The organism is Vibrio sinaloensis (assembly GCF_023195835.1).
Classification (GTDB): domain Bacteria; phylum Pseudomonadota; class Gammaproteobacteria; order Enterobacterales; family Vibrionaceae; genus Vibrio; species Vibrio sinaloensis_C.
On the sequence record NZ_CP096199.1, the window covers coordinates 796,496 to 822,199 of the forward strand.

Here is a 25,704-nt window from a genome sequence, read left to right on the forward strand (position 1 = left end):
TCTTAAAATTGGCACACAACTTGAATTAGTTAGTGCAGAGTTGAACAAACAAGTTTTAAGCAGGTCTTGAGCCTGCTTAGCAAGGCATTCACGGTCAGTGCTTCCAAATGAGACATAGCTGGCCGCTTCGCAAGCACTTGCGAACTCAATAGGAGAGCAAACTATGACCATTAATGTAAACACGAACGTGTCAGCGATGACCGCTCAACGTTACCTGAACAAAGCGACCGGTGATCTTAATACCTCGATGGAACGTTTGTCTTCAGGTCAAAAGATCAATAGCGCCAAAGATGATGCTGCAGGTCTACAGATTTCGAACCGCTTAACCGCGCAGTCTCGTGGCTTGGACGTCGCGATGCGTAACGCCAATGACGGTATTTCGATCGCACAGACCGCAGAGGGTGCAATGAACGAATCGACCTCGATTCTACAGCGTATCCGTGACTTGTCGTTGCAATCGGCCAACGGTACCAACTCAGCTTCTGAGCGCCAAGCGCTGCATGAAGAGGTATCGGCCCTGCAAGACGAATTGAACCGTATCGCAGAAACGACCTCATTCGGTGGCCGTAAGCTACTCAACGGCTCGTTTGGTGAAGCATCATTCCAGATTGGTGCTAGCTCGGGTGAAGCGATCATCATGGGTTTAACCAGTGTTCGTGCTGATGAGCCGCGCATGGGTGGACAGACCTTTATCTCTGACCCTGAAAAGGCAAAAGATAAAGACTGGGGCGTACCTGCGACCGCAAAAGATCTTAAGTTCGAATTTACCACCAAAGATGGTGAAGCGATTACTCTTGATATCATCGCAAAAGAGGGTGATGACATCGAGGAAGTGGCTACCTACATTAATGGTCAGACTGACAAACTGAAAGCGTCGGTTGATCAAGATGGTAGACTGCAAATCTTTGCCGCTGAGCCGAACCTAGAGGGTAACCTTAATATTTCGGGTGGACTAGCCAGTGAACTCGGCCTAGAAGGCGGCCCAGGCGTGAAAACCACAGTACAAAATATTGATGTTCGCTCAGTGGGTGGCGCTCAGAATGCGGTAGGTATTGTTGATGCAGCACTGCAATACGTTGACTCTCAGCGTGCAGATTTAGGTGCGAAACAAAACCGTCTCAGCCACAGCATTAACAACTTGGCGAACATCCAAGAAAACGTAGAAGCATCGAACAGTCGAATCCGCGATACTGACTTCGCGAAAGAGACCACAGCGATGACGAAAGCGCAAATTCTGCAACAAGCGGGTACGTCGATACTTGCTCAAGCAAAACAGTTGCCAAACTCTGCAATGTCGCTATTGCAGTAGTGGTCAACGGCTTCACTAACGTTAACCTAGACGTAGGGTTAGTGGAGGTGTGACGGCAAACATAGGTGATAAGGTTATGGAGTTCTCTCTCTCACCTGCTCCATTGCTGGAGTCATCTATGTAGCAGGCGGCCAAGCCAAGATCATTTCTCTCGATCTCCAATTGGTTTGGCTACCAAAATAGCCCCGGTTCTCTCAAAGGAAAAGGGGCTTTTCTTTTTCATGTACAAAAACCATCTGCTATCATGGACGGTTCCTGTCCGTGTAAGTAAGCGCGCTATATCGACAGATTTCATCAATTCTTTAGCAATTTGTTTCATAGTTGCTAAGTTCATCAAGTTGCATTTAATCCCCGCTAATTTTCTCCTTTTATGACCAAATAGCTCTAAAGTTAATCAGTTTTTAGTCGTTAATAAGGTTACTTTGAGAGAACTACTGGTTTGCCGAGACGTCGGAAACCTCAACTCCGGTCTACGGAAATCAATAGGAGAAACCACTATGGCGGTTAATGTAAATACAAACGTTGCAGCAATGACGGCCCAACGCTATCTCAATAGCGCGTCATCCGCTCAACAAGCGTCGATGGAGAGACTTTCTTCCGGTTTTAAGATCAACAGCGCCAAAGATGATGCTGCGGGTCTACAAATATCAAACCGTTTGAATGTCCAAAGTCGTGGTCTAGATGTCGCGGTACGCAACGCAAATGATGGTATTTCGATGGCACAAACCGCAGAGGGTGCCATGAATGAAACCACCAACATCTTACAACGTATGCGTGATCTATCATTGCAATCGGCGAACGGTTCCAACTCGAAATCAGAGCGAGTGGCGATTCAAGAAGAAATCACGGCTTTGAATGATGAGCTTAATCGTATCGCTGAAACCACGTCATTTGGTGGCAACAAGCTTCTTAACGGAACTTTTGCTACTAAGTCGTTCCAAATCGGTGCAGATAATGGTGAAGCTGTGATGCTCACTATGAACAACATGCGCAGCGATAATACGATGATGGGTGGTAACAGCTACGTTGCGGCTAATGGTCAAGGTAAAGACTGGGCAGTGCAAGAGGGCGCCAACGACTTAACTATTGCGCTGACTGACAAATTTGGCCAAGAGCAGAATGTCACGATCAATGCCAAAGTAGGCGACGATATCGAAGAGCTTGCGACCTATATCAATGGTCAAACTGATCTTGTTAAAGCATCGGTTGACGAAGATGGTCAATTGCAACTGTTTACTGACAATAATAATGTCGATGGCGTCGCGACATTTGGTGGTAGCTTGGCTGGAGAGCTAAGCATTGGTGAAGCTAAAGCTGTCACTGTTGATACCATTGATGTTACGTCAGTGGGTGGGGCTCAAGAGTCGGTGGCGATTGTCGATGCCGCTCTGAAATTTGTAGACAGCCACCGAGCTGAGCTTGGTGCTTTCCAAAACCGCTTCAACCATGCGATTAACAACTTAGATAACATCAACGAAAACGTGAATGCGTCGAAGAGCCGAATCAAAGACACAGACTTTGCCAAAGAAACCACGGCATTGACTAAGTCTCAGATCCTGACTCAAGCGTCGAGTTCTGTTCTTGCCCAAGCAAAGCAAGCGCCCAACTCAGCGTTGGGGCTTTTAGGCTAAAAAGTTGATTTTTAGCACACTATAAAGTCATGACTTAAAGCAAAAATCCAGCTTCGGCTGGATTTTTTTTCGTTTAGCGATCATACCAGTCGCACAATAAATAGGTGGTTGATGTGTCTGGTTAAAAACACTGATAGCAGATAAAACAAAACCCAGCCATTGGCTGGGTTTGTTAATAATGGTGCGGAAGGAGAGACTTGAACTCTCACACCTTGCGGCGCCAGAACCTAAATCTGGTGCGTCTACCAATTCCGCCACTTCCGCAACTTATTCTGTACTAAACAAGATAATTGGAGAATCTTATTTAGATTGTATTAATGGTGGCTACGACGGGATTCGAACCTGTGACCCCATCATTATGAGTGATGTGCTCTAACCAGCTGAGCTACGTAGCCATCAAAAGCTAAATTAAGATGGTGCGGAAGGAGAGACTTGAACTCTCACACCTTGCGGCGCCAGAACCTAAATCTGGTGCGTCTACCAATTCCGCCACTTCCGCGTCTTAATTTGTGGTTAAGAGAGTCATTGGTATAACTCACTTAACGTTGTATGCCTGACCAGCTAGATGATCAACCATTCAAAGAATGGCAGGGCTACCTGGATTCGAACCAGGGAATGGCGGCATCAAAAGCCGCTGCCTTACCGCTTGGCGATAGCCCTGCAGAGAACAACGAGTGCTCTTAAATAATGGTGCGGAAGGAGAGACTTGAACTCTCACACCTTGCGGCGCCAGAACCTAAATCTGGTGCGTCTACCAATTCCGCCACTTCCGCGTCTTAATTTGTGGTTAAGAGAGTCATTGGTATAACTCACTTAACGTTGTATGCCTGACCAGCTAGATGATCAACCATTCAAAGAATGGCAGGGCTACCTGGATTCGAACCAGGGAATGGCGGCATCAAAAGCCGCTGCCTTACCGCTTGGCGATAGCCCTGCAGAGAACAACGAGTGTTCCTAAATAATGGTGCGGAAGGAGAGACTTGAACTCTCACACCTTGCGGCGCCAGAACCTAAATCTGGTGCGTCTACCAATTCCGCCACTTCCGCAACTTATTCTGTACTAAACAAGATAATTGGAGAATCTTATTTAGATTGTATTAATGGTGGCTACGACGGGATTCGAACCTGTGACCCCATCATTATGAGTGATGTGCTCTAACCAGCTGAGCTACGTAGCCATCAAAAGCTAAATTAAGATGGTGCGGAAGGAGAGACTTGAACTCTCACACCTTGCGGCGCCAGAACCTAAATCTGGTGCGTCTACCAATTCCGCCACTTCCGCGTCTTAATTTATGGCTAAGAGAGTCATTGGTATAACTCACTTAACGTTGTATGCCTGACCAGTTAGATGATCAACCATTCAAAAGAATGGCAGGGCTACCTGGATTCGAACCAGGGAATGGCGGCATCAAAAGCCGCTGCCTTACCGCTTGGCGATAGCCCTGCAGAGAACAACGAGTGTTCTTGAATAATGGTGCGGAAGGAGAGACTTGAACTCTCACACCTTGCGGCGCCAGAACCTAAATCTGGTGCGTCTACCAATTCCGCCACTTCCGCATAATCAGTGCCTAGGAGGTAGTTCCTAGTTCCTAGAGGTTTAGTCTAGGGATCCTAACGACTGGTATTTAGCCACTAGAATCATAAAAAATGGCAGGGCTACCTGGATTCGAACCAGGGAATGGCGGCATCAAAAGCCGCTGCCTTACCGCTTGGCGATAGCCCTGCAGAGAACAACGAGTGTTCCTAAATAATGGTGCGGAAGGAGAGACTTGAACTCTCACACCTTGCGGCGCCAGAACCTAAATCTGGTGCGTCTACCAATTCCGCCACTTCCGCATAATCAGTGCCTAGGAGGTAGTTCCTAGTTCCTAGAGGTTTAGTCTAGGGATCCTAACGACTGGTATTTAGCCACTAGAATCATAAAAAATGGCAGGGCTACCTGGATTCGAACCAGGGAATGGCGGCATCAAAAGCCGCTGCCTTACCGCTTGGCGATAGCCCTGCAGAGAACAACGAGTGTTCTTAAATAATGGTGCGGAAGGAGAGACTTGAACTCTCACACCTTGCGGCGCCAGAACCTAAATCTGGTGCGTCTACCAATTCCGCCACTTCCGCAACTTATTCTGTACTAAACAAGATAATTGGAGAATCTTATTTAGATTGTATTAATGGTGGCTACGACGGGATTCGAACCTGTGACCCCATCATTATGAGTGATGTGCTCTAACCAGCTGAGCTACGTAGCCACTCGTGAGCGAGACAATATAAACCTTCGCGCTCTTAGTGACAAGCCCTTTTTGTGAAAGGCTTAACACTTTTAAAAGGGTAGGCTACGAGAGCCTAACCTGAGACAATGAATGGGGCATCAGATGCTCTATATCATTGAACCTTTTTAGAATATGGCAGGGCTACCTGGATTCGAACCAGGGAATGGCGGCATCAAAAGCCGCTGCCTTACCGCTTGGCGATAGCCCTGCAGAGAACAACGAGTGTTCCTAAATAATGGTGCGGAAGGAGAGACTTGAACTCTCACACCTTGCGGCGCCAGAACCTAAATCTGGTGCGTCTACCAATTCCGCCACTTCCGCATCTATTCCTAATCGTTCTCAAGTAAAAACGTTTAGGAATGGTGGCTACGACGGGATTCGAACCTGTGACCCCATCATTATGAGTGATGTGCTCTAACCAGCTGAGCTACGTAGCCAAACCTTATTTTTGTTCCCAGAGAAGGCATGCCTTATCGTCGGGAACGGCGCGCATTATGCGAAGTTGAGGCAGAGCCGTCAACAGTTTTTTTGAATAAATCCTCAGAAATCAACTGTTCGGTTTCTTTTTAAACAAAGAGGTGTGTTAATGATCGAAAACTGATAACAAAGTGGCACGTTTTTCGAGAGTTAATCGTTAAGTTTGTTGGCTGGAAATAAAAAAGCCAGCAAAACTGCTGGCTTTTAAAGTCAATAACTTGGCGATAAATTACACGTTGAAACGGAAGTGAACAACATCACCATCTTTTACAATGTAATCTTTACCTTCTAAACGCCATTTACCGGCGTCTTTCGCCCCACTTTCACCGTTGAACTGAATAAAGTCGTCATAGCCAACCACTTCAGCACGAATGAAGCCTTTCTCGAAGTCGGTATGGATCTTACCCGCAGCTTGTGGCGCAGTTGCCCCAACCGGGATTGTCCATGCACGTACTTCTTTAACGCCTGCCGTGAAGTAAGTATGCAGAGTCAGTAGCTCGTATCCAGAGCGGATGACGCGATTAAGACCAGGCTCTTCAATACCCATGTCGGCAAGGAACTCTTCACGATCTTCGTCGTCGAGTTCTGACAGCTCTGATTCAATCGCCGCGCACACAGCAACCACTACGTTGTTCTCTTTCTCAGCGTACTCACGTACCGCGTCAAGATATGGGTTGTTTTCGAAGCCATCTTCGTTAACGTTCGCGATGTACATGGTTGGCTTAAGCGTAAGGAAGTTGAGGTATCCGATTGCCGCTAGCTCTTCTTTCGATAGCTCGACAGTGCGAGCCATGCCACCTTCTGTAAGCACAGGGAGTAGCTTTTCAAGGACGGTCAGTTCGAACTTAGCGTCTTTGTCGCCACCTTTGGCTTTCTTAGCATTACGCTGAATCGCGCGCTCACAAGAATCTAGGTCAGCCATTGCAAGCTCTAGGTTGATCACCTCGATATCTTCGATTGGTGATACTTTACCTGCAACGTGAACGATGTTTTCGTTCTCAAAACAGCGAACCACATGACCGATAGCGTCTGTTTCGCGGATGTTGGCTAGGAATTTGTTACCTAAGCCCTCACCACGTGATGCACCCGCAACTAGGCCCGCGATATCCACAAACTCCATTGTTGTTGGGAGGATCTTTTGCGGGTTAACGATCTTGGCTAGAGCATCTAGTCGTAGATCCGGCACAGGAACAACGCCTGTGTTTGGCTCGATAGTACAGAACGGGAAGTTAGCCGCCTCGATGCCAGCTTTAGTGAGTGCGTTAAACAGAGTTGATTTACCGACGTTTGGCAGACCAACGATGCCACATTTAAAACCCATGATAGTAACCTTATTCAGCTTTGAACGTGTGTAAACGGTTTTGTGCCTTTGATAAGCCATCCTTTAACAGAATGTCTAAGCAGCGAACAGATTCGTCGGCTGCTGCATCAAGAAGCTCTTGCTCTTTTGCCGGCGCTTTGCCTAACACAAAACCGGCGACTTTATCTTTGTGTCCCGGATGGCCGATACCAATCCGTAGACGATAGAAATCTTTGCAATTACCAAGTTTGCTTATGGTGTCACGCAGTCCGTTGTGGCCTCCATGCCCACCGCCTTTCTTAAACTTAGCGACGCCTGGGGGTAAGTCCAACTCATCATGAGCGACCATGATTTCCTCAGGCTTGATTTGATAGAACTTTGCCATCGCAGCAATCGCTTTACCTGAAAGGTTCATAAAGGTCGTTGGAATGAGTAAGCGGAGATCCTGACCATTGACCACAATACGCCCAGTTAAGCCAAAGAATTTGGCCTCGTTTTTTAGCGTGACATTATGGATACGCGCGAGTTCTTCTACTACCCAAGCACCTGCATTGTGCCGAGTTTTGGCATATTCAGGCCCAGGGTTAGCAAGGCCGACAAGAAGTTTTATTGGCTGACTCAAGGTTCGGATCTCTCTTGGAATCTCAAAAAGCGCAGTATGATAGCACACAAACCTGCTGTCGGGCGAGGTGAGAGCAGGGCTGAGCGGCGAAAATAAAAAAACACCCCAAGAAAGGGGTGTTTTGTCAGTCGGTTCGCGCTGTTCGATTAGTTGAACATTGCTGAGATTGACTCTTCGTTGCTGATGCGGCGAATCGCTTCCGCTAGCATACGAGATAGGCTTAGGCAGGTGACCTTGCCCGTCGCTTCCATCTCTTTAGGAAGCGTGATGGAGTCAGTCACGATGACTTGGTCTAGGACTGAGTTACCGATGTTTTGTGCGGCGTTACCAGAGAACACAGCGTGAGTTGCGTAAGCGAACACGCGCTTAGCACCGCGCTCTTTAAGCGCCTCAGCGGCTTTACAAAGTGTACCACCGGTATCGATCATGTCGTCGACGATCACACAGTCACGGCCTTCAACATCACCGATAAGGTTCATCACTTCAGAAACGTTGGCGCGTGGACGACGCTTGTCAACGATGGCAATGTCGATGTCACCGAGTGCTTTTGCGGTTGCGCGAGCGCGGACAACACCGCCTAGGTCTGGTGAAACAACGACTGGGTTTTCTAAACCACGTGCATGCATATCTTCAAGTAGGACTGGCGTACCAAAGATGTTGTCAACAGGTACGTCGAAGAAGCCTTGGATTTGCTCTGCGTGCAGGTCGATAGTAAGAACGCGGTCAACACCAACGTTAGAAAGGAAGTCAGCAACAACTTTAGCAGTGATTGGCACACGAGCAGAACGAACACGGCGGTCTTGGCGTGCGTAGCCAAAGTAAGGGATAACTGCTGTAATACGGCCCGCTGAAGCGCGGCGCATTGCGTCAATCATCACTACTAGTTCCATTAGGTTGTCGTTAGTTGGTGCACAAGTAGATTGGATGATGAAAACATCACTACCACGTACGTTTTCGTTGATTTGAACAGCGACTTCGCCATCAGAAAAACGAGAAACAGTAGCATCACCAAGAGAGATGTATAGACGATCAGCAATACGTTGGGCTAGTTCAGGTGTAGCGTTACCAGCAAATAGCTTCATATCAGGCACGGTGGAAACCTCAGGGTTGCGTCCAGTTTTTAAATAGATTGTGAGTGGGCTAATCGATAGTTAGCCAATGTCTCGTACAAAGGAGAGACATTTTTGCCTTTTGCCACAAAAGCGGAGACAGTGTCTGGCAGTTTCCCGAGGGTAGATTCAGCGTCATTTTGGCTCAAAAATTCAGCAAAAACACACGATCCTGTCCCGGTCAACCGCGACGGCGCGTATTGTAGCAGCCATGAAAGTTGCTTATCAACCTCTGGGTACAGCATTCGGACAATTTTTTCGCAATCGTTTCCGTATGCGCTGTCAAGAAGTGTTGCCAGGTCACGTTTTGGACTGTTTCTCGTCAGTTGCGGGTGGGTGAAAATATCCACAGTCGCAATAGAAACATTTGGCCTAACCACTAAGTACCATTTTTCTTCAGGGTTCGCTTTGGTCAGTTTTTCTCCGACGCCCTCGGCGAAGGCCGCAAAGCCGCGGGTAAACACAGGTACATCGGCGCCAAGCGTCAAGCCGATATCGGCCAATTGCTGCTCGTTTAATCCGGTCTGCCACAGATGATTCAGCGCGACCAAAGTTGTAGCGGCATTCGAAGAACCACCGCCAATCCCGCCGCCCATCGGCAAGACTTTTTTCAGTTCAATATCAGCGCCAAAGGAAGTGTTGGTCGCTTGTTGCAGTGCCCGTGCGGCTTTCCAAATAAGGTTGTCATGCACAGCCACCCCAGCAATCTCAGGGGAAAGAGTAATGACGCCACTCTGATTGGCGGTGATGGTTAACTCATCGCCGTGATCGAGAAACTGAAACAGGGTTTGCAGCTCATGGTATCCGTTGTCACGACGTCCGGTAATGTAAAGAAACAGATTGAGTTTAGCGGGAGAGGGCCAATGCGTTGTTTCTGTGATCATGGGTTTAACGTCCACTTAGTAATCATGATATTGATGGTGATATCGCCTTGGGTCAGTTTGATTCTTTTCGGCACAGGCAGCGCGCTACCTTGATGTTGGACATCTTGGTAAGAAAGATACTCTAAACGCCAGTTTTGACCTGCCACGTTTTTGCTTAGCCAGGCCAGAGTATTGGTATCATTGAGACTGTACTCATCGGCATCGGTAGGACGACCAAGTAACCATTCGTTGAGAGGTTCGACCGGCAAGTTCAAACCGGTAAGTTGGTTGATAAGATCTTGGGCAAAATTCGCTTCGAACCTTTGATCATCATAAGTCTCTGCGGAGGCGCCCGTGGCGTTTGCATTGAGATTGAGGGCGGTTTGGCCGAGGAAGGTGGTGAGTCTCAACTGAGTGTTGTCTGGTGCGTAAGACCATTGAAAATTGAGCGACTGGCGCTGCTGCGGCGAAATATAGCCCAGTTTTCCCACACTCTGATAATGATGAATATTGGCCAACCGCAACTGGTGGGTTTGCCACTCCACATTAGTGGTGCTTTCCAGCGTCGTACAGCCTGAAAGCAAGATGGCTACAGAAAGAAAAACCGATAGCACGCGTATAAGTCGAGTCATTGCTGATAAATTATCCAGTTTTGCCCTAAGTCGGTGCTCACTATATCATTGAAATCACGAACTCAAGAAATCATATCCGCTTTCCCCTTTCATTAAACGGGGCCATCAAGTAAAATTCCGACCTTATTTGTCCATCGCTTGAATCAGAGAAAACATCATTCATGTCTTTGCTTGCTATAGGTATCAACCATAATACGGCCACCGTTGAGCTGCGTGAGAAGGTCGCTTTTGGTCCCGAAAAACTGCCGCAAGCACTAGAGCAATTGAACCAAAACCCAACCGTTAACGGCAGTGTGATCATTTCGACATGCAATCGCACCGAGATCTACTGTGACGTTAAAAACGGCGGCAAAAGTAAAATCGTCGAGTGGTTATCCCAATTTCATCAAGTGACCCCAGAAGAACTGAAACCAAGCCTGTATGTTCATGAAGAACAAGCGGCGATTCGCCATCTGATGCGAGTCGCTTGTGGGCTGGACTCATTAGTGTTGGGCGAACCGCAGATTCTCGGTCAAGTCAAACAAGCTTATGCCGACTCGAGACAGTGTAAATCGGTGGACTCTGCGACAGAAAAACTGTTTCAAAAGGCGTTCTCAGTGGCGAAGCGCGTTCGCACTGAGACGGATATCGGTGGTAATGCCGTCTCTGTCGCCTATGCAGCGTGTACCCTTGCGAAGCATATCTTTGAGTCGCTTGAAGACTCGACGGTATTGCTGGTCGGTGCTGGTGAAACCATTGAACTGGTTGCCAAACACCTGGCGGGCAATGGCTGTACTAAGATGATCGTGGCTAACCGAACCAAGGAGCGTGCGCTGCCATTGGCTGAGCAGTTTGGCGCCCACATCATTGGTTTGCCTGAGATACCTGATCAATTGGCCAAAGCGGATATTGTGATCAGCTCTACCGCTAGCCCTTTGCCTATCATAGGTAAAGGTATGGTAGAAACGGCGCTCAAAGCGCGTCGATTCCAACCTATGCTGTTGGTCGATATTGCCGTTCCGCGAGATATCGAGTCGCAAGTTGGCGATCTGAACGATGCCTATCTGTACACAGTGGACGATCTACAATCGATTGTTGACAGCAACATTGAGCAGCGCAAAATCGAAGCGATTCAAGCAGAAGCGATTGTCAGTGAAGAGAGCGCGGCGTTTATGTCTTGGATGCGCTCATTGCAAGCGGTTGACAGTATTCGCGAATATCGCCAATCGGCCAACGAAGTTCGCGAAGAGCTTCTTAATAAAAGTTTACAAGCTCTGACAGCAGGCGCTGACGCCGAACAAGTGCTGTTAGAGTTGAGCAACAAGCTGACCAACAAGCTTATTCATGCCCCTACTCGTGCATTGCAAAGTGCTGCCGAGAAAGGAGAGCCCGCAAAGCTTGCCATTATTCGTCAAAGTTTAGGTCTAGAAAACGCTTAGCGTTGTCTTCGGCCAACTTTATTAACCCCCTGAGTTAAAGAAAACTATGAAAGCCTCTATTTTAACCAAGCTAGAAACACTGGTTGAACGCTACGAAGAAGTTCAACACCTACTTGGCGATCCTGATGTGATCGGCGACCAAGATAAATTCCGTGCTTTATCGAAAGAGTACTCTCAGCTCGAGGAAGTCACTAAGTGTTTCCAAGCCTACCAGCAAGCGCAAGAAGATCTGCTGGCCGCTGAAGATATGGCTAACGAAGACGACGAAGAAATGCGTGAGATGGCTCAGGAAGAGATCAAAGAAGCCAAAGCGACCATCGAGCGCCTGACCGACGAGCTGCAAATATTGTTGCTACCTAAAGATCCAAACGATGACCGCAACTGTTTCCTCGAAATTCGCGCAGGTGCCGGTGGCGATGAAGCGGGTATTTTTGCCGGAGACTTATTCCGCATGTATAGCAAGTTTGCCGAGAAAAAAGGCTGGCGCGTTGAAGTGATGTCGTCAAACGAGTCGGAGCACGGCGGTTATAAAGAGATGATCGCCAAAGTATCGGGTGACGGTGCTTACGGTGTCCTGAAGTTTGAATCTGGCGGTCATCGCGTGCAACGCGTGCCAGCAACGGAGTCTCAAGGTCGCGTGCACACCTCTGCCTGTACGGTGGCAGTGATGGCAGAAATTCCAGAAGCAGAAATCCCAGAAATCAAAGCGGCAGACCTTAAGATTGATACCTTCCGCGCATCAGGTGCGGGTGGTCAGCACGTTAACACCACCGACTCTGCAATCCGTATTACCCACTTGCCAACCGGCACAGTGGTTGAATGTCAGGACGAACGTTCACAGCACAAAAACAAAGCTAAAGCGATGGCGGTACTTGCGGCGCGTATTATCCAGGCAGAAGAGGCGAAACGTGCAGCAGAAGAATCTGATACCCGTCGCAACCTGTTGGGTTCTGGAGATCGCAGTGACCGTATTCGCACCTATAACTACCCACAAGGTCGCGTGTCTGATCACCGCATCAACCTGACAATCTACCGCTTGAGCGAAGTGATGGAAGGGGATTTGGCAAGCCTGATTGACCCTGTTATCCAAGAGCATCAAGCCGATCAGCTCGCGGCACTGGCAGAGAGCCACTAATTCAATGTCGGCTGAATACAGCGTCGAGCAGATGCTTAACAAGGCCGCTCAGCAGTTGATAGAGAGCGGCAGTGATTCGCCTTCTCTTGATGCTGCGGTATTGCTTTGCCACGCGCTAGACAAGTCGCGCTCGTTTTTGCTTACTTGGCCGGAGAAAGTTCTGTCCGATGAGCAGCGTGAGCGTTTTCAAAGCTTGCTCGAACGTCGCTTGAAAGGGGAGCCTGTCGCCTACATTATTGGTGAGCGCGAGTTCTGGTCACTGCCACTGAAAGTATCTCCGAGCACTTTGATTCCAAGACCTGACACAGAACGCTTGGTGGAACTGGCCCTTGAAAAGGCCGCGTTGCATGAGGGCGATATTCTTGACTTAGGCACCGGGACTGGCGCGATTGCACTTGCACTGGCCTCCGAGCTGCCACATAGGCAGGTATGGGGCGTCGATCTGCAGCCTGAGGCCCAGCAACTGGCGCAGTCCAACGCAGAATCGCTCAAGATTGCTAACGCTCAGTTCTTATGTGGTAGCTGGTTTGAGCCATTGGCTGCTGGTACAAAGTTTGCACTGATTGTTTCCAATCCACCTTATATCGAAAAAGATGATCCGCACTTGGGGCAAGGTGACGTGCGTTTTGAACCTCTAACGGCATTAGTCGCCGATGAAAAGGGGCTTGCAGACATTAAACACATTGCCACGCAAGCGCGCGACTACCTGGCTGAACAGGGGTGGTTGATGTTTGAGCATGGCTTTGAACAAGGTGCAGCAGTGCGACAGTTACTCGTTTCACTTGGCTACCAAGAGGTAGCCACCTACAAGGATTATGGGGATAACGACCGTGTTACTCTCGGTCAATATTCACCACAAATGTAAGAGAGAAAATACTCATGTATGAAGGTTTAAAGCACTTCCACCTGTTAACGATTGTGATTAGTGCCACCCTGTTATCTGTCCGTTTTGCACTTATGATGGCCAATTCAAAACTGTTGGATAAAAAGTTTTTTAAAGTGGCGCCTCACATTAACGACACGTTTCTGCTTATCTCAGGTATCTACCTAATTGTCGTGACGGGTTTTATTCCTTTTACCGCTGCCGCGCCGTGGCTAACGGAAAAAATTACTTGTGTCTTGGCCTACATCGCACTGGGCTTTTTCGCGCTTAAATTGGGCAAAAACAAATTGCTCAGAACTTTCTCATTCTTCGGCGCTTTAGGCTGGTTGGCGATGGCAGGTAAAGTCGCGGTAACCAAAACGCCAATGTTTTTTGGTTAAACCGGTTTAAGAGGTAACGAAAACCGTATGTTTGAGTTATTTGATGAAGACTTTGATGCCATGGAGCTCGCCGAAGGGGCGTTAGCTCTTAATAAAGCGATCAATCCTCAAACCCAAGTCCACTGGGCGCAAGCTGAGCTTAATCGACTGGTGCAAGAGGCAGAACTCGCCTTGGTCAATGAAGGCGATGAACAACAGCGTTTTGATGCATTGATACGCCTCTTCTACCATCAATGGGGCTTTTATGGGGATCGTGAAAGCTACTTTCACTCCGAGAATGGCTTTGTCGATAAAGTGCTTGAGAACCGCAAAGGAATCCCTGTCAGCTTGGGCGCTGTTCTTCTGTACATTGCCCGCAAGCTCGGTTTCCCGTTGATCGGTGTGACCTTTCCTACGCAGTTTTTACTGAAGCTAGAGTGGTATGATGGTAAGCCGTTGTACGTGAACCCATTTAACGGTGAATACGTCTCGGAGCATACGCTGCGCGCTTGGTTGATTGGCCACAAAGGACCGCTCGCTAAGTTAAAACCTCAACATTTACAACCTGCAGACAATCCCACGGTGATTGGCCGTTGGCTGGCGCTACTCAAAAGTGCCTTACTACGCGAAGAGCGCTATACTTTGGCACTAAGATGCACCGACCTTGCACTGACGTTCGTTCCGGATGACCCGTACGAAATACGCGATCGTGGCTTTATCTATCAGCAGTTGGATTGTCATCAAGTTGCGTTGTCGGATTATCAATATTTTATTGACCAGTGCCCCGATGACCCTGCGTCAGAGTTATTAAAGAATCAAGTTACTGCCATGAGTTCGACTCAGGTGACCTTACATTAAGTCCATCCTTTAGCGGATGGCATCACATCGAAATAGAGAGAATAAAATGGAACAGAAAATTGTTCACGTGGGTGATATTCCAGTAGCGAATGACAAGCCATTTACCCTGTTTGCAGGGATGAACGTGCTCGAGTCGCGTGATCTTGCGATGCAGATTTGTGAGCACTATGTCAAAGTCACAGAGAAGCTCGGTATTCCATACGTATTCAAAGCATCGTTTGACAAAGCAAACCGCAGCTCTGTTCATTCATACCGTGGTCCGGGCCTGGAAGAAGGGATGAAGATTTTTCAGGAGCTGAAACAGACGTTCGGCGTGAAAATCATTACCGATGTACACACTGAAGCCCAAGCTCAACCAGTGGCAGATGTGGTTGATGTGATTCAGTTACCGGCTTTCTTAGCGCGTCAAACCGACTTGGTCGAAGCCATGGCCAAAACGGGTGCGGTGATCAACGTGAAAAAACCGCAATTTATGAGCCCTGGTCAGGTTGGAAACATCGTCGACAAGTTTAGTGAGTGTGGCAACGACAACATCATCTTGTGTGAGCGTGGTTCCTGTCACGGTTACGATAACTTAGTGGTTGATATGCTCGGTTTCGGTGTGATGAAGAAAGCCTCAAATGGCAGCCCAATCATCTTTGACGTGACCCATTCACTGCAAATGCGTGACCCGTCGGGCGCCGCATCGGGTGGTCGTCGTGAGCAAACCGTTGAGCTAGCGAAAGCGGGCTTGGCAACAGGAATCGCGGGACTGTTTATTGAAGCGCATCCAAATCCAGATCAAGCGCGTTGTGATGGTCCATCGGCGCTACCATTGGATAAATTGGAGCCATTCCTAGTACAAATGAAAGCACTAGACGACCTGATCAAGAGCTTCGAACATATCGATATCAAATAATATAGTGACCATAAAAGGGCCAAGTCGATTGGCCCTTTTTTGTTGCTATTTCGTCAGAAATTTGACCATGTTATCTAACTCTGTTGAGTAAACGCTAACTGTCACAGTCCCAGCCCGCCTTGCCTCACTTCACAGTAAAACGATTGCTTGTGATCCTCTATTTATCGAAGTGCAATTTTGACGCTTTGTTACACATTTGGGGGGATTTTATGGTGATCTATCCGACATAAATATGAAATCCGCCTGTCAGGTTATGAATGTTAATTTAAACTAGTTCAAGTTTTACTGCTCTGTTCGAACTTTTTTGCTAAGTCCGTCTATTCATAAAGAGCAGTAAGAAAAAGCAGTGGAAATCCCCATAAGTTCAAAAGGTATGACAATGAAGCAAGGCCTGATCGTAAAAAGCGCCATTAGCGCAGCAATTCTTGCAACTCTCGCTGGTTGTGCAACGGCTCCTCAGCATGAGTGGGAAGCAGATAAAACGTATAAGTTGACCGTTCTTCACACCAATGACCATCATGGTCGTTTTTGGCAGAATAAATATGGCGAGTACGGCATGGCTGCTCGTAAAACTCTCATCGATGAACTTCGCGCTGAGATCGCGGCTGAAGGTGGTAGCTCGCTACTTCTTTCTGGTGGTGATATCAACACTGGCGTACCAGAGTCTGACCTTCAAGATGCAGAGCCTGACTTCAAAGGTATGAGCAAAATTGGCTACGATGCCATGGCTCTAGGTAACCACGAATTTGACAACCCGCTAGACGTGCTAATGAAGCAAAAAGAGTGGGCAAACTTCCCAATGCTTTCAGCAAACATTTATGACAAGCAAACTGGCGAGCGCATGTTCCAGGCTTACGAAATGTTCGATCTACAAGGGATTAAAGTTGCTGTTATCGGTCTAACCACTGAAGATACGCAGAAAATCGGTAACCCAGAGTTCATCGGTGGCATCGACTTCCGCGATCCGAAAGAAGAAGCGAAAAAGCTGATCGCAGAACTGGAGAAAACAGAAAAACCAGACCTTATCTTCGCGGTAACGCACATGGGTCACTACGAAGATGGCAAGCGTGGTGTTAACGCACCTGGTGATGTTGCTCTGGCTCGCTACCTAAATGAAGGCTCACTTGACATGATCGTTGGTGGTCACTCGCAAGAGCCAGTTTGTATGGAAGCGCCAAACGTTGTTAAGAAAAACTTCAAGCCTTCTGACGAATGTAAACCAGACATGCAAAATGGCACTTACATCGTTCAGGCTCACGAGTGGGGTAAATACGTTGGCCGTGCTGATTACGAATTCCGTAACGGCGAGCTAGAGATGGTAAGCTACGACTTGATCCCAGTTAACTTGAAGAAGAAAATCAAAGTTGATGGTAAGAGTCAGCGTGTCTTGATCGAAGATGAGATCGCACAAGACCAAGAACTGCTTGAGTTCCTACGTCCATTCCAAGAGCAAGGTCAAGCTCAGCTTAACGTTAAGATCGCTGAGACCAACGGTAAGCTTGAAGGTGATCGTAACGTAGTTCGCTTCCAGCAAACTAACCTAGGCCGACTAATTGCGACTGCTCACATGGAGCGTGCAAAAGCCGACTTCGCAGTCATGAACTCAGGTGGCGTACGTGACTCAATCGAAGCGGGCGACGTAACCTACAAAGACGTACTGACAGTACAACCATTTGCTAACATCCTGACTTACACGGATATGTCGGGCCAAGAAGTCCTAGACTACTTGAACGTAGTGGCAACCAAACCTGTCGACTCAGGTGCTTATGCTCAGTTCGCGGGTATCTCTATGACGGTTGCAAACGGTGAGGTGTCTAACGTGTTCATCGGTGGTAAACAACTTCGTCTAGACGAAACTTACCGTTTCACAGTGCCAAGCTATAACGCGGCGGGTGGTGACGGTTACCCTAAACTGACTGACCACCCAGGTCACGTTAACACTGGTTTCGTCGATGCAGAAGTACTGAAAGAGTACCTAGAAGCAAACAGCCCAGTTGATGTTAACGAGTACGCGCCATCAGGTGAGATGGTCTACAAGTAAGTTGACGGCAACTTATTAATATTATTAAGCTAAAGCGCTACTCTTCGGAGTAGCGTTTTTGTTTTTCTGTTCGAACCGGAGGGAGCATGACTCCTGCAATCAACCTTGCTAAAAAGAAAAAAGTGGCGCATACCATTCATCAGTACGAGCATGACCCGCGCGCTGAGAGTTACGGACTCGAAGCAGCGGAGGTTATGGGTCAAGATCCTGCCACCGTTTTCAAAACGTTACTGTTCAGTCTTAATGGCGAAGCGCGGAATCTAGCTGTTGCCATTATCCCCGTCGCTCACAAGCTCAACCTTAAGCTCGCAGCAAAGGCAGCTAAAGCGAAGAAAGCAGAAATGGCCGATCCAGAAATCGCGCAGAAAACCACAGGCTATGTGGTGGGGGGGATTAGTCCGTTAGGGCAGAAGAAAGCCTTGCCGACTTTTATTCATAGCAGCGCGCTGCAGAACGAGACAATTTGTGTAAGCGCGGGTAAGCGCGGCTTAGAGATTGAGCTCGCCCCCAAAGACCTAGCACAACTCACTAGGGCGCAATTTGTTGAGCTTTGTCTCAAATAAAAAGGGTTGATGTGTACACACCAACCCTCAACATAAACTCGTAACTCGTAACTCGTAACTCGTAACTCGTAACTCGTAACTCGTAACTCGTAACTCGTAGCTGTTAACTCTTAACTTCTTCTTCCATTTGTGCGTTGTCGACCACGTGGTTCTCACCTAGGTCTTTAGGTAGGATCAAGTTAAGAATAATTGCCACAATACCACATAGGCTCACGCCTTGAAGGCTGAACTCGCCAACACCGAATGCCATGCCGCCGATACCAAATACTAGGGTAATGGCCACAATGACAAGGTTGCGTGACTTATGCAGGTCAACGTTATTCTTGATTAAGGTATTCAGACCGACAGTCGCAATAGAGCCGAACAACAAAATCATAATGCCGCCCATAACTGGCATTGGGATGGTTTGCAGCGCAGCGCCTAACTTACCCACTAAGGCTAGGACGATGGCAGACACGGCCGCCCAAGTCATGATCACTGGGTTAAATGCTTTTGTTAGCATCACCGCTCCGGTGACTTCAGAGTAGGTGGTGTTTGGCGGAGCACCGACCATGGATGCGGCAATGGTTGCCACGCCGTCACCAGTGATGGTGCGATGTAGTCCCGGTTTCTTAACGTAGTTTTTGCCAGTTACGTTAGAGATGGCCAGCATATCGCCAACGTGCTCTACAGCAGGCGCGATAGCCACCGGAATCATGAATAGAATCGCGTTGATGTTGAACTCAGGGAAGGTGAAGTTTGGCAGTGCGAACCATGCCGCCTGTTGGACAGGAGTAAAGTCGACAATTCCATAACCTAGGCTCAAGCAGTAACCGACCACAATGCCACCAAGGATTGGGGTGAGTTTGAGGAAACCTTTGGCAAAAACGCTCAGGGCAATAGTGGTGAGCAGCGAAGCCACCGAGATAACCAGCGACGCGTTGGCATCAATCACTTGAGCGCCATCCACTTTACCCAGTGCCATATTGACTGCAACCGGTGCTAGACCTAGGCCAATCACCATGATTACCGGCCCGACAACCACGGGTGGAAGTAGGCGATGGATGATTTCGACACCACGAATTTTGATCAGGGCCCCCATCGCGACATAAACACAACCAGCCGCCATTAGACCACCCATAGTGGCAGGCACGCCCCAAGTCTGTACGCCGTATAAAATGGGAGCAATAAAGGCAAAAGAAGAGGCGAGGAAGATAGGGACGCTGCGACGAGTGATCACTTGGAAGAGAAGGGTACCGACACCAGCACCGAATAGTGCAACACTAGGATCGAGTCCGGTCAGCAGAGGCACCAACACCAATGCGCCGAATGCAACGAACAGCATTTGTGCACCTTGAATGGCATTTTTCATTTTGTTATTCCTTTAGATGGCGAGTCTTAGAGCAAAACCTTGCTCGATGAAAATAAAATTCGCGCGATTTTATCACCCTGGCAAACGATTGCAATCTGAACTAGATCAAATATTCTAGGTATAATCTATTGCTGGCCTCAATAGATGTGAGCAAAAAGGCATTTGGTTTAACGCTTCGTTCTGGCTTTGGTTGCTCCGCTGGCGATAGTTGCTTATCATCGACCTCTCACGTTTTAATGGAACGGAACATAGGAAATCTATGCGTCATATAGCACTGTTTGTTTTAGGGTTGGTTGCTCTTCCCGCCATGGCACTGACCAATGTTGATCTTTACCGCAGTGAAGTGGTGATCGACCAGTCGTCAGATAATGCCGATACCACTGCACGGGTTGAAGGGATGAAAGAGGTGATCATCCGCGCCTCTGGCGATGTCAGTGCGCCTAATAACCCAGTGGTTGCTAAAGCACTCGGGCAAAGCGCTCAGTATTTAACACAGTTGAGTTATGGCCAATCTGAGGGGCAGCAAACATTGAGAATGGTGTTTAGTGCGCCGCACATCCGTTCTTTGTTAAGTCAGGCACAATTACCTGTTTGGCCTGCCGCTCGTGCCAATCTATTGGTGTGGTTAGTTGAAGAGCAAAATGAACGTAATATTGTCTGGGAGCACTCACCTTCTGCTGTGTTAGAACAGATGAAGCGTAAAGCCGAACAGCGCGGTTTGCCGTTGACTGTCCCTGTTGGAGATTTCGATGACATTACCGGTGTGGCGGTTTCCGATTTATGGGGCGGTTTCATTCAGCCGGTTGGAGAGGCGAGTCAGCGTTATCCTGTTGACGCAGTGCTGGTGGTCAAAGCTCAGGGCAACAACGTCCGCTGGACACTCTACGACCAAAAGCCAAATACCATAGGCGTCACTCGCCAGGCACCGCTTGCAGGTTCGAATAATGGCAGCGATGCCGCGAGTAAGATGATTGAGCAGATTAGCGATTACTATGCCAAGAAGAGTGCGGTTCTAGTCGCGAGCGAATCATCTCAAGCGGTGAAAGCACGTTTTACCGAGCTTAACGACGCAGTCAGTTTCTTTACCCTAGAGAACCAGCTCAAATCACTCAGCTCAGTGGCGTCATTGGAGATCTTGAAGATACAAGGCAACCAAGTAACGTTTAAGATACATCTTCTCTCTTCAGAGCAAGAATTTGAGCAGGAAATGCGTAGTGTTAAAGATGTGCAGCAGCTTGAGAGTGTCAGTGAAGTCCCGCCAGTCAGCTTACCAGCAACACTGCCTGAGCCAACGCCATTGACTGACGGCAGTCAGCAGCAAGATCTAGTCGATAATGGTTTAGTGGTTGATGTGCAGCCAGAGGCGAATGTTATTCCTACCGAGATGGTACTGGTCTTTGAATGGCAAGGTCAGCCTTATGTTGCGCCCCAACCTGAAGCTGAGCTTCCTAGCGCTTCAGAACAGAGTGAGAGTCAAAGCGTACTGACTCAGTAAACTCGCAATCACCAATAAAAAGGTCTGGCAGTGCCAGACCTTTTTTATTGGTTTCCAGTTAGAAAACAGAGGCTAAGACTCAAACCGCGACTTCTCTTCTTTCTCGACTTTAGACAGGCGCTTAAGCTTCAAGCCTAACTCTTTTCCCCTCGCGCGAGCATAGAGAATGTTGCCTAAGAAAGCCAAAGAGGTAAGCATCAGCTCAATGGCGGCCAACCAACGTTCACCATCATCCACGTAGAGAATGGTAAAGGCGTGCAAGAAGTAGAGCATTAACACAAAGTTAGCCCATGCATGCGTGTAGGGCTTACCGGCCAAGATCCCCGGCAGCGGCAGTAGTAGTGGAATCGCCCAAGCGATCGCTAAGGTGGTGCTACTGATGTGCGGGTGCGGGGATAGTGACAACTGCCACAGTGTCACCCAGGCAAGTAGGGCAAGGTTACCAAACAGGGCCAGCAGTCGGAAAAGTTTGGTGGTTGATTGCATCTGTTGCATTTAATTGTCCTTCATTTTCAATGCGGTTTGAGCCAACCGTTTACCGAGTTGTTGCGCCAATTCTATTTCGTCTGCGCTGAGACTGTTGCCATGATGATGGGCAACCGATGTCGCGCCATAGGGGGTGCCACCAGATTGAGTCGAATGTAGTTTGGGTTCAGAGTATGGGATGCCTAGAATCATCATGCCGTGGTGCAACAGCGGCAACATCATGCTCTGCAAGGTGGTTTCTTGGCCGCCATGCAGTGTGGATGATGAGCTAAACAGACAGGCAGGCTTATCAATTAAGTCACCACTCAACCAAACTGACGTTGTTTTGTCCCAGAAATGCTTAAGCGGCGCTGCCATGTTACCAAACCACACTGGGCTGCCCATGGCCAAACCGTCACACTGCTTCAACTCTTCAATGGAAATCACCGGGTCGCTCGGTTGATGGTCACCTTCTATCTCGGCCACCGTACGCAGCAACGCCTCACAGTTGGCGTTGGACTCAATGCCTCGAGCGATTTGCCGTGCTAGCGCTTGAGTGGTGCCATGACGGCTATAGTAAAGGACGACAACTTTGCAGGTCATAGAATCTCGAGCACTTGCTCTGGTGGGCGACCGTGACGCGCTTTGCCATTGGCGACAACAATCGGGCGCTCAATCAATTTTGGGTTTTCCGCCATGGCTTTAAACAGGGTTTCATCATCTGCCGAGCCGAGTTCTAGCTCTTTGTAGAGCGCTTCTTTGGTGCGCATCATGTCACGAACTTGAGTCAGTTCAAGCTGCGCCATTAGCGCTTTAAGTTGGTCAACACTGGGTGGCGTCTCTAAGTATTTGATGATCTGTGGCTGAATGTTTCGTTCTTCAAGTAGCCCCAAAGTTTCACGGCTTTTAGAACAGCGAGGGTTGTGATAAATCACGACTGACATAGGAGATCTCCTGATTATTATTGTAGTGCTAAGAAACGGTCGCGTTGAACCATTAACTGATCGATGCGTGCATCATATCTGGCTTGTTTTAAGCTTCCAAGTTCTGCGATTTGACTGGCTTGCGTATAGTATTGAATCGCTTTATTCCAGTTGGCTTTCAGGGCAAGAATTTCCGCTCGTGCAGCCAAATCTTCATCGCTGATCCCTAGGCCGATATTGGCTTCTGACAGTAAGCTCCAACCATTAATATCGTTTGGATTGTCATGGGTGTAGCGCTGCAATACTTTGATCGCTTGTTCGTTCTTGTCTTGCTTGAGCAGGACATTGGCATAGTTAATGGTTAAAACCGCATTGTTTGGTGCCGATTTTAGAGCATTGCTGAGTAGGCTCTCTGCTTGTTGAGCTTGATCGAGTCCGAGATAGACATCGGATATAGCATCGATATAGAAGCGATTGTTTGGGTCTTGCTGAAGTAACTTACTCAAAATTTCAAGCGCTGGCTGATACTGTTTGTTGTCGAGTAGCACCAGAGCCTTGCCGTATTGAAACGCAGCTTTCACCGCTGGTGCCGCTTTCTTCTCTGTACGTTCAAACCAGTCATTGGCCGCTTTTCCATCAATCCCAGCGTACCGTGCAACGATACGCGCGCGCGCGAGGTTGTAATCGAGAGACGGGTCCACGCGGCGCGCAGGATAATTTTGCGCTCTCGCTCGGCTATCGGTAACGCGATCTTCTGGTAGCGGGTGGGTCAGTAGCATTGGCGGCGGTTTGCTTGCATAACGGTACTCGTCAGCTAAGCGGCCGAAAAAGCGGGGCATAGCGTTGACGTCAAACCCTGCGCTTGCCAGGGTGCTGATGCCAAAACGGTCTGCTTCTTTCTCGTTACTGCGGGTGTAGTTGATTTGGCCTTGAATGCTGCCCGCTGTGGCGGCGGTAACGGCTGCCATGCCGGCTTCTGGAGCGGCAATGGCCAATAATAATGAGCCCACCAAGGCCGCCATGGTGGCAGGGGAGCGACGCGCTTGCTCTTCCATGCTGCGCGCAAGGTGACGCTGAGTGACGTGCGCAATTTCATGGGCCACCACCGATGCTAACTCACTCTCACTTTGCGCATGTAGAAACAAACCAGAATGCAACGCCACATAGCCGCCAAAAAAAGCGAAGGCGTTAATGTTGCGGTCGCGAATCATAAAAAAGGTAAAGGGGGTTTTGACGTCTGAGGCATTGGCCACCAATCGATGACCAAGACTATCAATATACTCGTTAAGCACAGGATCGTTGACGATAGGCTGGCTACTGCGCAGCATGCGCATGTAGGCATCGCCGTATTGAATCTCTTGAGCTATGGTCAAGGTGCTACTGGCAGTGGTACCAATGTCGGGTAGATCTAAGCTGTTAGCTTGGGTCGGCACAGGGGTGCTTAACGCGGCTGCTACACAAAGACAGACCAATGAACGCGTGCGTTTAAACATAGATGAACGATGATGCTCCCTTGAGTTTTTCCATCATACAATGGCAAATGCCGATATGGGTCTAGGCTTTTGACACCATACCATAGTAAAGGTTTCCTCTGTCCAACAATGTTGAACAAGTGCCTATTTGAGCCCGTGGTCAAAATTGGTCAGAACAGTGTGAAGCTGTCACGATTTGCACTGACGCTCAGAAAAAAACACTATACAATATCCAACGGTAATAATATGCATTGAGCGAAAGAATGGAATCGAATATTTTGGATTTGCGTGGTCAAGGCTGTCCATTAGCTTTGCTGTTGGCTAAACGCCACACCAATCTGTTGGCGTCAGGTGAGCAGACTCAAATTCTAATCTCGGATCCAAGCTCGATGAAAGACATCACACGTTATCTTCAGCAGCAGGCGTATGCGCTGAGTTGTGAAGAGGCAGAAGGCTACTATTGTATGCAAGTCACTAAGGAATCTTGTTGAATGTTTGAAATGGTGAGTCGCTGGTATAAGCGACGTTTTTCCGACCCGCACGCCGTAAGTCTTGTTGCGATTCTTCTGTTCGGCTTTATCACTATCTACTTTTTCGGCAACTTGATCGCCCCATTGTTGGTCGCGATCGTGTTGGCCTACCTGCTCGAGTGGCCAGTGGTGCAACTGGGGCGTATTGGTATTCCGCGCACACTATCAGTAATTGTGGTTATCTTGGGCTTTCTCAGCTTGATGTTGATAGCTGTGTTTGGCCTAGTACCCACCATTTGGCACCAAGTTGGTAACCTGATCAACGATATCCCAAATATGTATGTGGGGTTGCAAAACTTCATCGCCCAGTTGCCACACCGTTATCCTGAGCTTGAGAACTTGCAGATTGTTGAGTCGCTCGTGACCAATGCTAAAAACCAAGTGATCGGTATGGGAGAAACCGTGGTGAAAGGTTCGCTCGCCTCGTTAGTGAGCCTGGCTACTCTGGCGGTCTACTTGATTTTGGTCCCTTTGCTGGTGTTCTTTTTGCTTAAAGACAAGCGAGAGATGATCGACATGGCAAGCGGTATCTTGCCGCGCAACCGTCGATTGGCGAACAAGGTATGGCACGAAATGAACGAACAGATCTCGAACTACATCCGAGGCAAAGTGATGGAGATCTTGATTGTTGGCGGAGTGAGTTACATTACCTTTGCCATTCTCGACTTACGTTACTCGGTATTATTGGCGGTCGCGGTCGGTTTGTCGGTACTGATTCCCTACATTGGCGCTGCTGCTGTCACCGTACCCGTGGCCATTGTTGGTTTGTTCCAATGGGGGCTTACTCCTCCTTTTTACTGGTTGCTGATTGCCTACGGCATTATTCAAGCTTTAGATGGCAACGTACTGGTGCCAGTGCTGTTCTCTGAAGCCGTTAACTTGCACCCTGTCGCAATCATAGTGGCGGTACTGGTGTTTGGAGGCTTGTGGGGGTTCTGGGGCGTATTCTTCGCTATTCCTCTTGCCACCTTGGTTAAGGCGGTTTGGAATGCACTTCCAAGTCATGAAGAAGAAGTCACTGAATAATAACTAGTAATAAAGCAATTCACTGCATATAAAGCCCCAAAGCTCTAGTTTTGGGGCTTTTTGTTTAGCAATTAGTT

At 48.4% G+C, this 25,704-nt stretch carries 23 protein-coding genes and 19 tRNA genes; 13 read left to right on the plus strand and 29 right to left on the minus strand.

All coding sequences use genetic code 11. The features are described from left to right. Positions 1-163: 163 nt before the first annotated feature. Both MTO69_RS03760 and MTO69_RS03765 read left to right on the plus strand, forming a co-directional pair. Complete coding sequence (locus tag MTO69_RS03760) at positions 164-1,309, plus strand: flagellin (RefSeq protein WP_248331272.1); 1,146 nt, start codon at positions 164-166, stop codon at positions 1,307-1,309. A gap of 497 nt (positions 1,310-1,806) precedes the next feature. After that, positions 1,807-2,940 carry a flagellin gene (locus MTO69_RS03765; protein WP_176288369.1) on the plus strand — a complete coding sequence of 378 codons (1,134 nt, stop codon included), beginning with the start codon at positions 1,807-1,809 and terminating at the stop codon, positions 2,938-2,940. A gap of 179 nt (positions 2,941-3,119) precedes the next feature. Here MTO69_RS03765 and MTO69_RS03770 read toward each other — a convergent pair. The 24 genes from MTO69_RS03770 to lolB all read right to left on the minus strand — a co-directional run bounded on the left by MTO69_RS03770 (position 3,120) and on the right by lolB (position 10,210). Further along, positions 3,120-3,204 (minus strand) — tRNA-Leu (locus MTO69_RS03770). Between the two features lie 54 nt (positions 3,205-3,258). Then, a tRNA-Met gene (locus MTO69_RS03775) sits at positions 3,259-3,335 on the minus strand. A gap of 19 nt (positions 3,336-3,354) precedes the next feature. Next, positions 3,355-3,439: transfer RNA gene (locus MTO69_RS03780), tRNA-Leu, on the minus strand. Between the two features lie 86 nt (positions 3,440-3,525). Next, positions 3,526-3,600: transfer RNA gene (locus tag MTO69_RS03785), tRNA-Gln, on the minus strand. Positions 3,601-3,628: 28 nt separating this feature from the next. Next, positions 3,629-3,713, minus strand: a tRNA-Leu gene (locus MTO69_RS03790). An 86-nt stretch (positions 3,714-3,799) separates the two neighbouring features. Further along, a tRNA-Gln gene (locus MTO69_RS03795) sits at positions 3,800-3,874 on the minus strand. Between the two features lie 28 nt (positions 3,875-3,902). Next, positions 3,903-3,987 (minus strand) — tRNA-Leu (locus tag MTO69_RS03800). Between the two features lie 54 nt (positions 3,988-4,041). Then, positions 4,042-4,118: transfer RNA gene (locus MTO69_RS03805), tRNA-Met, on the minus strand. Positions 4,119-4,137: 19 nt separating this feature from the next. Further along, positions 4,138-4,222 (minus strand) — tRNA-Leu (locus MTO69_RS03810). An 87-nt stretch (positions 4,223-4,309) separates the two neighbouring features. Beyond that, a tRNA-Gln gene (locus MTO69_RS03815) sits at positions 4,310-4,384 on the minus strand. A gap of 28 nt (positions 4,385-4,412) precedes the next feature. Next, positions 4,413-4,497: transfer RNA gene (locus MTO69_RS03820), tRNA-Leu, on the minus strand. A 91-nt stretch (positions 4,498-4,588) separates the two neighbouring features. Beyond that, positions 4,589-4,663 (minus strand) — tRNA-Gln (locus tag MTO69_RS03825). 28 nt (positions 4,664-4,691) lie between these two features. Next, positions 4,692-4,776: transfer RNA gene (locus MTO69_RS03830), tRNA-Leu, on the minus strand. Positions 4,777-4,867: 91 nt separating this feature from the next. Next, positions 4,868-4,942, minus strand: a tRNA-Gln gene (locus tag MTO69_RS03835). 28 nt (positions 4,943-4,970) lie between these two features. Further along, positions 4,971-5,055 (minus strand) — tRNA-Leu (locus MTO69_RS03840). A gap of 54 nt (positions 5,056-5,109) precedes the next feature. Then, positions 5,110-5,186 (minus strand) — tRNA-Met (locus MTO69_RS03845). A gap of 154 nt (positions 5,187-5,340) precedes the next feature. Beyond that, positions 5,341-5,415 (minus strand) — tRNA-Gln (locus MTO69_RS03850). Between the two features lie 28 nt (positions 5,416-5,443). After that, a tRNA-Leu gene (locus MTO69_RS03855) sits at positions 5,444-5,528 on the minus strand. Between the two features lie 39 nt (positions 5,529-5,567). Next, positions 5,568-5,644: transfer RNA gene (locus tag MTO69_RS03860), tRNA-Met, on the minus strand. Between the two features lie 269 nt (positions 5,645-5,913). Further along, positions 5,914-7,005, minus strand: a complete 1,092-nt coding sequence (gene ychF, locus MTO69_RS03865; RefSeq protein ID WP_248331274.1) for a redox-regulated ATPase YchF — start codon at positions 7,003-7,005, stop codon at positions 5,914-5,916. Between the two features lie 10 nt (positions 7,006-7,015). Further along, the gene (pth, locus tag MTO69_RS03870) at positions 7,016-7,606 is read right to left on the minus strand and encodes an aminoacyl-tRNA hydrolase (protein ID WP_248331276.1); all 591 of its coding nucleotides are present in this window, start codon (positions 7,604-7,606) and stop codon (positions 7,016-7,018) included. A 146-nt stretch (positions 7,607-7,752) separates the two neighbouring features. Then, positions 7,753-8,697 carry a ribose-phosphate pyrophosphokinase gene (locus MTO69_RS03875; protein WP_248331278.1) on the minus strand — a complete coding sequence of 315 codons (945 nt, stop codon included), beginning with the start codon at positions 8,695-8,697 and terminating at the stop codon, positions 7,753-7,755. Between the two features lie 29 nt (positions 8,698-8,726). Further along, complete coding sequence (gene ispE / locus MTO69_RS03880) at positions 8,727-9,599, minus strand: 4-(cytidine 5'-diphospho)-2-C-methyl-D-erythritol kinase (protein ID WP_248331279.1); 873 nt, start codon at positions 9,597-9,599, stop codon at positions 8,727-8,729. Continuing rightward, positions 9,596-10,210, minus strand: a complete 615-nt coding sequence (gene lolB / locus MTO69_RS03885; RefSeq protein ID WP_248331280.1) for a lipoprotein insertase outer membrane protein LolB — start codon at positions 10,208-10,210, stop codon at positions 9,596-9,598. The genes ispE and lolB overlap by 4 nt, the downstream gene beginning before the upstream one ends. A 161-nt stretch (positions 10,211-10,371) precedes the next feature. On the opposite strand from lolB, the gene hemA reads away from it, so the two are divergent. The 8 genes from hemA (at position 10,372) to ybaK (ending at position 18,365) form a co-directional block, all read left to right on the plus strand. Continuing rightward, a complete protein-coding gene (gene hemA / locus MTO69_RS03890) occupies positions 10,372-11,628 on the plus strand; it encodes a glutamyl-tRNA reductase (RefSeq protein ID WP_248331281.1) in 1,257 nt (418 codons plus the stop codon). Between the two features lie 46 nt (positions 11,629-11,674). Next, positions 11,675-12,763 carry a peptide chain release factor 1 gene (prfA, locus tag MTO69_RS03895; protein ID WP_248331282.1) on the plus strand — a complete coding sequence of 363 codons (1,089 nt, stop codon included), beginning with the start codon at positions 11,675-11,677 and terminating at the stop codon, positions 12,761-12,763. A gap of 4 nt (positions 12,764-12,767) precedes the next feature. After that, positions 12,768-13,628 carry a peptide chain release factor N(5)-glutamine methyltransferase gene (gene prmC, locus MTO69_RS03900; protein WP_248331283.1) on the plus strand — a complete coding sequence of 287 codons (861 nt, stop codon included), beginning with the start codon at positions 12,768-12,770 and terminating at the stop codon, positions 13,626-13,628. Positions 13,629-13,642: 14 nt separating this feature from the next. After that, positions 13,643-14,026: a SirB2 family protein gene (locus tag MTO69_RS03905; RefSeq protein WP_248331285.1), complete on the plus strand. Its 384-nt coding sequence runs from the start codon at positions 13,643-13,645 to the stop codon at positions 14,024-14,026. Between the two features lie 27 nt (positions 14,027-14,053). Further along, positions 14,054-14,863 carry a SirB1 family protein gene (locus MTO69_RS03910; protein WP_248331286.1) on the plus strand — a complete coding sequence of 270 codons (810 nt, stop codon included), beginning with the start codon at positions 14,054-14,056 and terminating at the stop codon, positions 14,861-14,863. A gap of 46 nt (positions 14,864-14,909) precedes the next feature. Continuing rightward, entirely contained in the window at positions 14,910-15,761 is an 852-nt protein-coding gene (kdsA, locus tag MTO69_RS03915; protein ID WP_248331289.1) for a 3-deoxy-8-phosphooctulonate synthase, read from the plus strand. Between the two features lie 379 nt (positions 15,762-16,140). Next, complete coding sequence (ushA, locus tag MTO69_RS03920) at positions 16,141-17,802, plus strand: bifunctional UDP-sugar hydrolase/5'-nucleotidase UshA (RefSeq protein WP_248331291.1); 1,662 nt, start codon at positions 16,141-16,143, stop codon at positions 17,800-17,802. An 86-nt stretch (positions 17,803-17,888) separates the two neighbouring features. Further along, positions 17,889-18,365: a Cys-tRNA(Pro) deacylase gene (gene ybaK / locus MTO69_RS03925; RefSeq protein WP_248331293.1), complete on the plus strand. Its 477-nt coding sequence runs from the start codon at positions 17,889-17,891 to the stop codon at positions 18,363-18,365. Between the two features lie 103 nt (positions 18,366-18,468). On the opposite strand, the gene MTO69_RS03930 is transcribed toward ybaK, so the two are convergent. Continuing rightward, positions 18,469-19,716 carry a uracil-xanthine permease family protein gene (locus MTO69_RS03930; protein WP_248331295.1) on the minus strand — a complete coding sequence of 416 codons (1,248 nt, stop codon included), beginning with the start codon at positions 19,714-19,716 and terminating at the stop codon, positions 18,469-18,471. Between the two features lie 259 nt (positions 19,717-19,975). Between MTO69_RS03930 and MTO69_RS03935 the strand changes: the two genes are divergently transcribed. After that, positions 19,976-21,211, plus strand: coding sequence for a DUF2066 domain-containing protein (locus MTO69_RS03935; RefSeq protein ID WP_248331298.1), 1,236 nt, complete (start codon positions 19,976-19,978; stop codon positions 21,209-21,211). A 72-nt stretch (positions 21,212-21,283) separates the two neighbouring features. Here the strand turns inward: MTO69_RS03935 and MTO69_RS03940 are convergent, their stop codons facing one another. From MTO69_RS03940 to MTO69_RS03955, 4 genes are read right to left on the minus strand one after another with little or no spacing between them, the layout of a single operon-like run. Then, positions 21,284-21,706 (minus strand): DUF2069 domain-containing protein, encoded by a 423-nt coding sequence (locus tag MTO69_RS03940; RefSeq protein WP_248331300.1) that lies wholly within the window; start codon positions 21,704-21,706, stop codon positions 21,284-21,286. Beyond that, positions 21,707-22,279 carry an NAD(P)H:quinone oxidoreductase gene (wrbA, locus tag MTO69_RS03945; protein ID WP_248331302.1) on the minus strand — a complete coding sequence of 191 codons (573 nt, stop codon included), beginning with the start codon at positions 22,277-22,279 and terminating at the stop codon, positions 21,707-21,709. Continuing rightward, positions 22,276-22,620 (minus strand): arsenate reductase (glutaredoxin), encoded by a 345-nt coding sequence (arsC, locus tag MTO69_RS03950; RefSeq protein WP_248331304.1) that lies wholly within the window; start codon positions 22,618-22,620, stop codon positions 22,276-22,278. The genes wrbA and arsC overlap by 4 nt, the downstream gene beginning before the upstream one ends. A gap of 17 nt (positions 22,621-22,637) precedes the next feature. Continuing rightward, entirely contained in the window at positions 22,638-24,092 is a 1,455-nt protein-coding gene (locus MTO69_RS03955) for a beta-barrel assembly-enhancing protease (protein WP_248331306.1), read from the minus strand. 242 nt (positions 24,093-24,334) lie between these two features. Here MTO69_RS03955 and MTO69_RS03960 point away from each other — a divergent pair, with 242 nt between their 5' ends. After that, the gene (locus MTO69_RS03960; protein ID WP_248331308.1) at positions 24,335-24,562 is read left to right on the plus strand and encodes a sulfurtransferase TusA family protein; all 228 of its coding nucleotides are present in this window, start codon (positions 24,335-24,337) and stop codon (positions 24,560-24,562) included. Then, a complete protein-coding gene (locus MTO69_RS03965; RefSeq protein WP_248331310.1) occupies positions 24,563-25,627 on the plus strand; it encodes an AI-2E family transporter in 1,065 nt (354 codons plus the stop codon). Positions 25,628-25,704 lie beyond the last annotated feature (77 nt).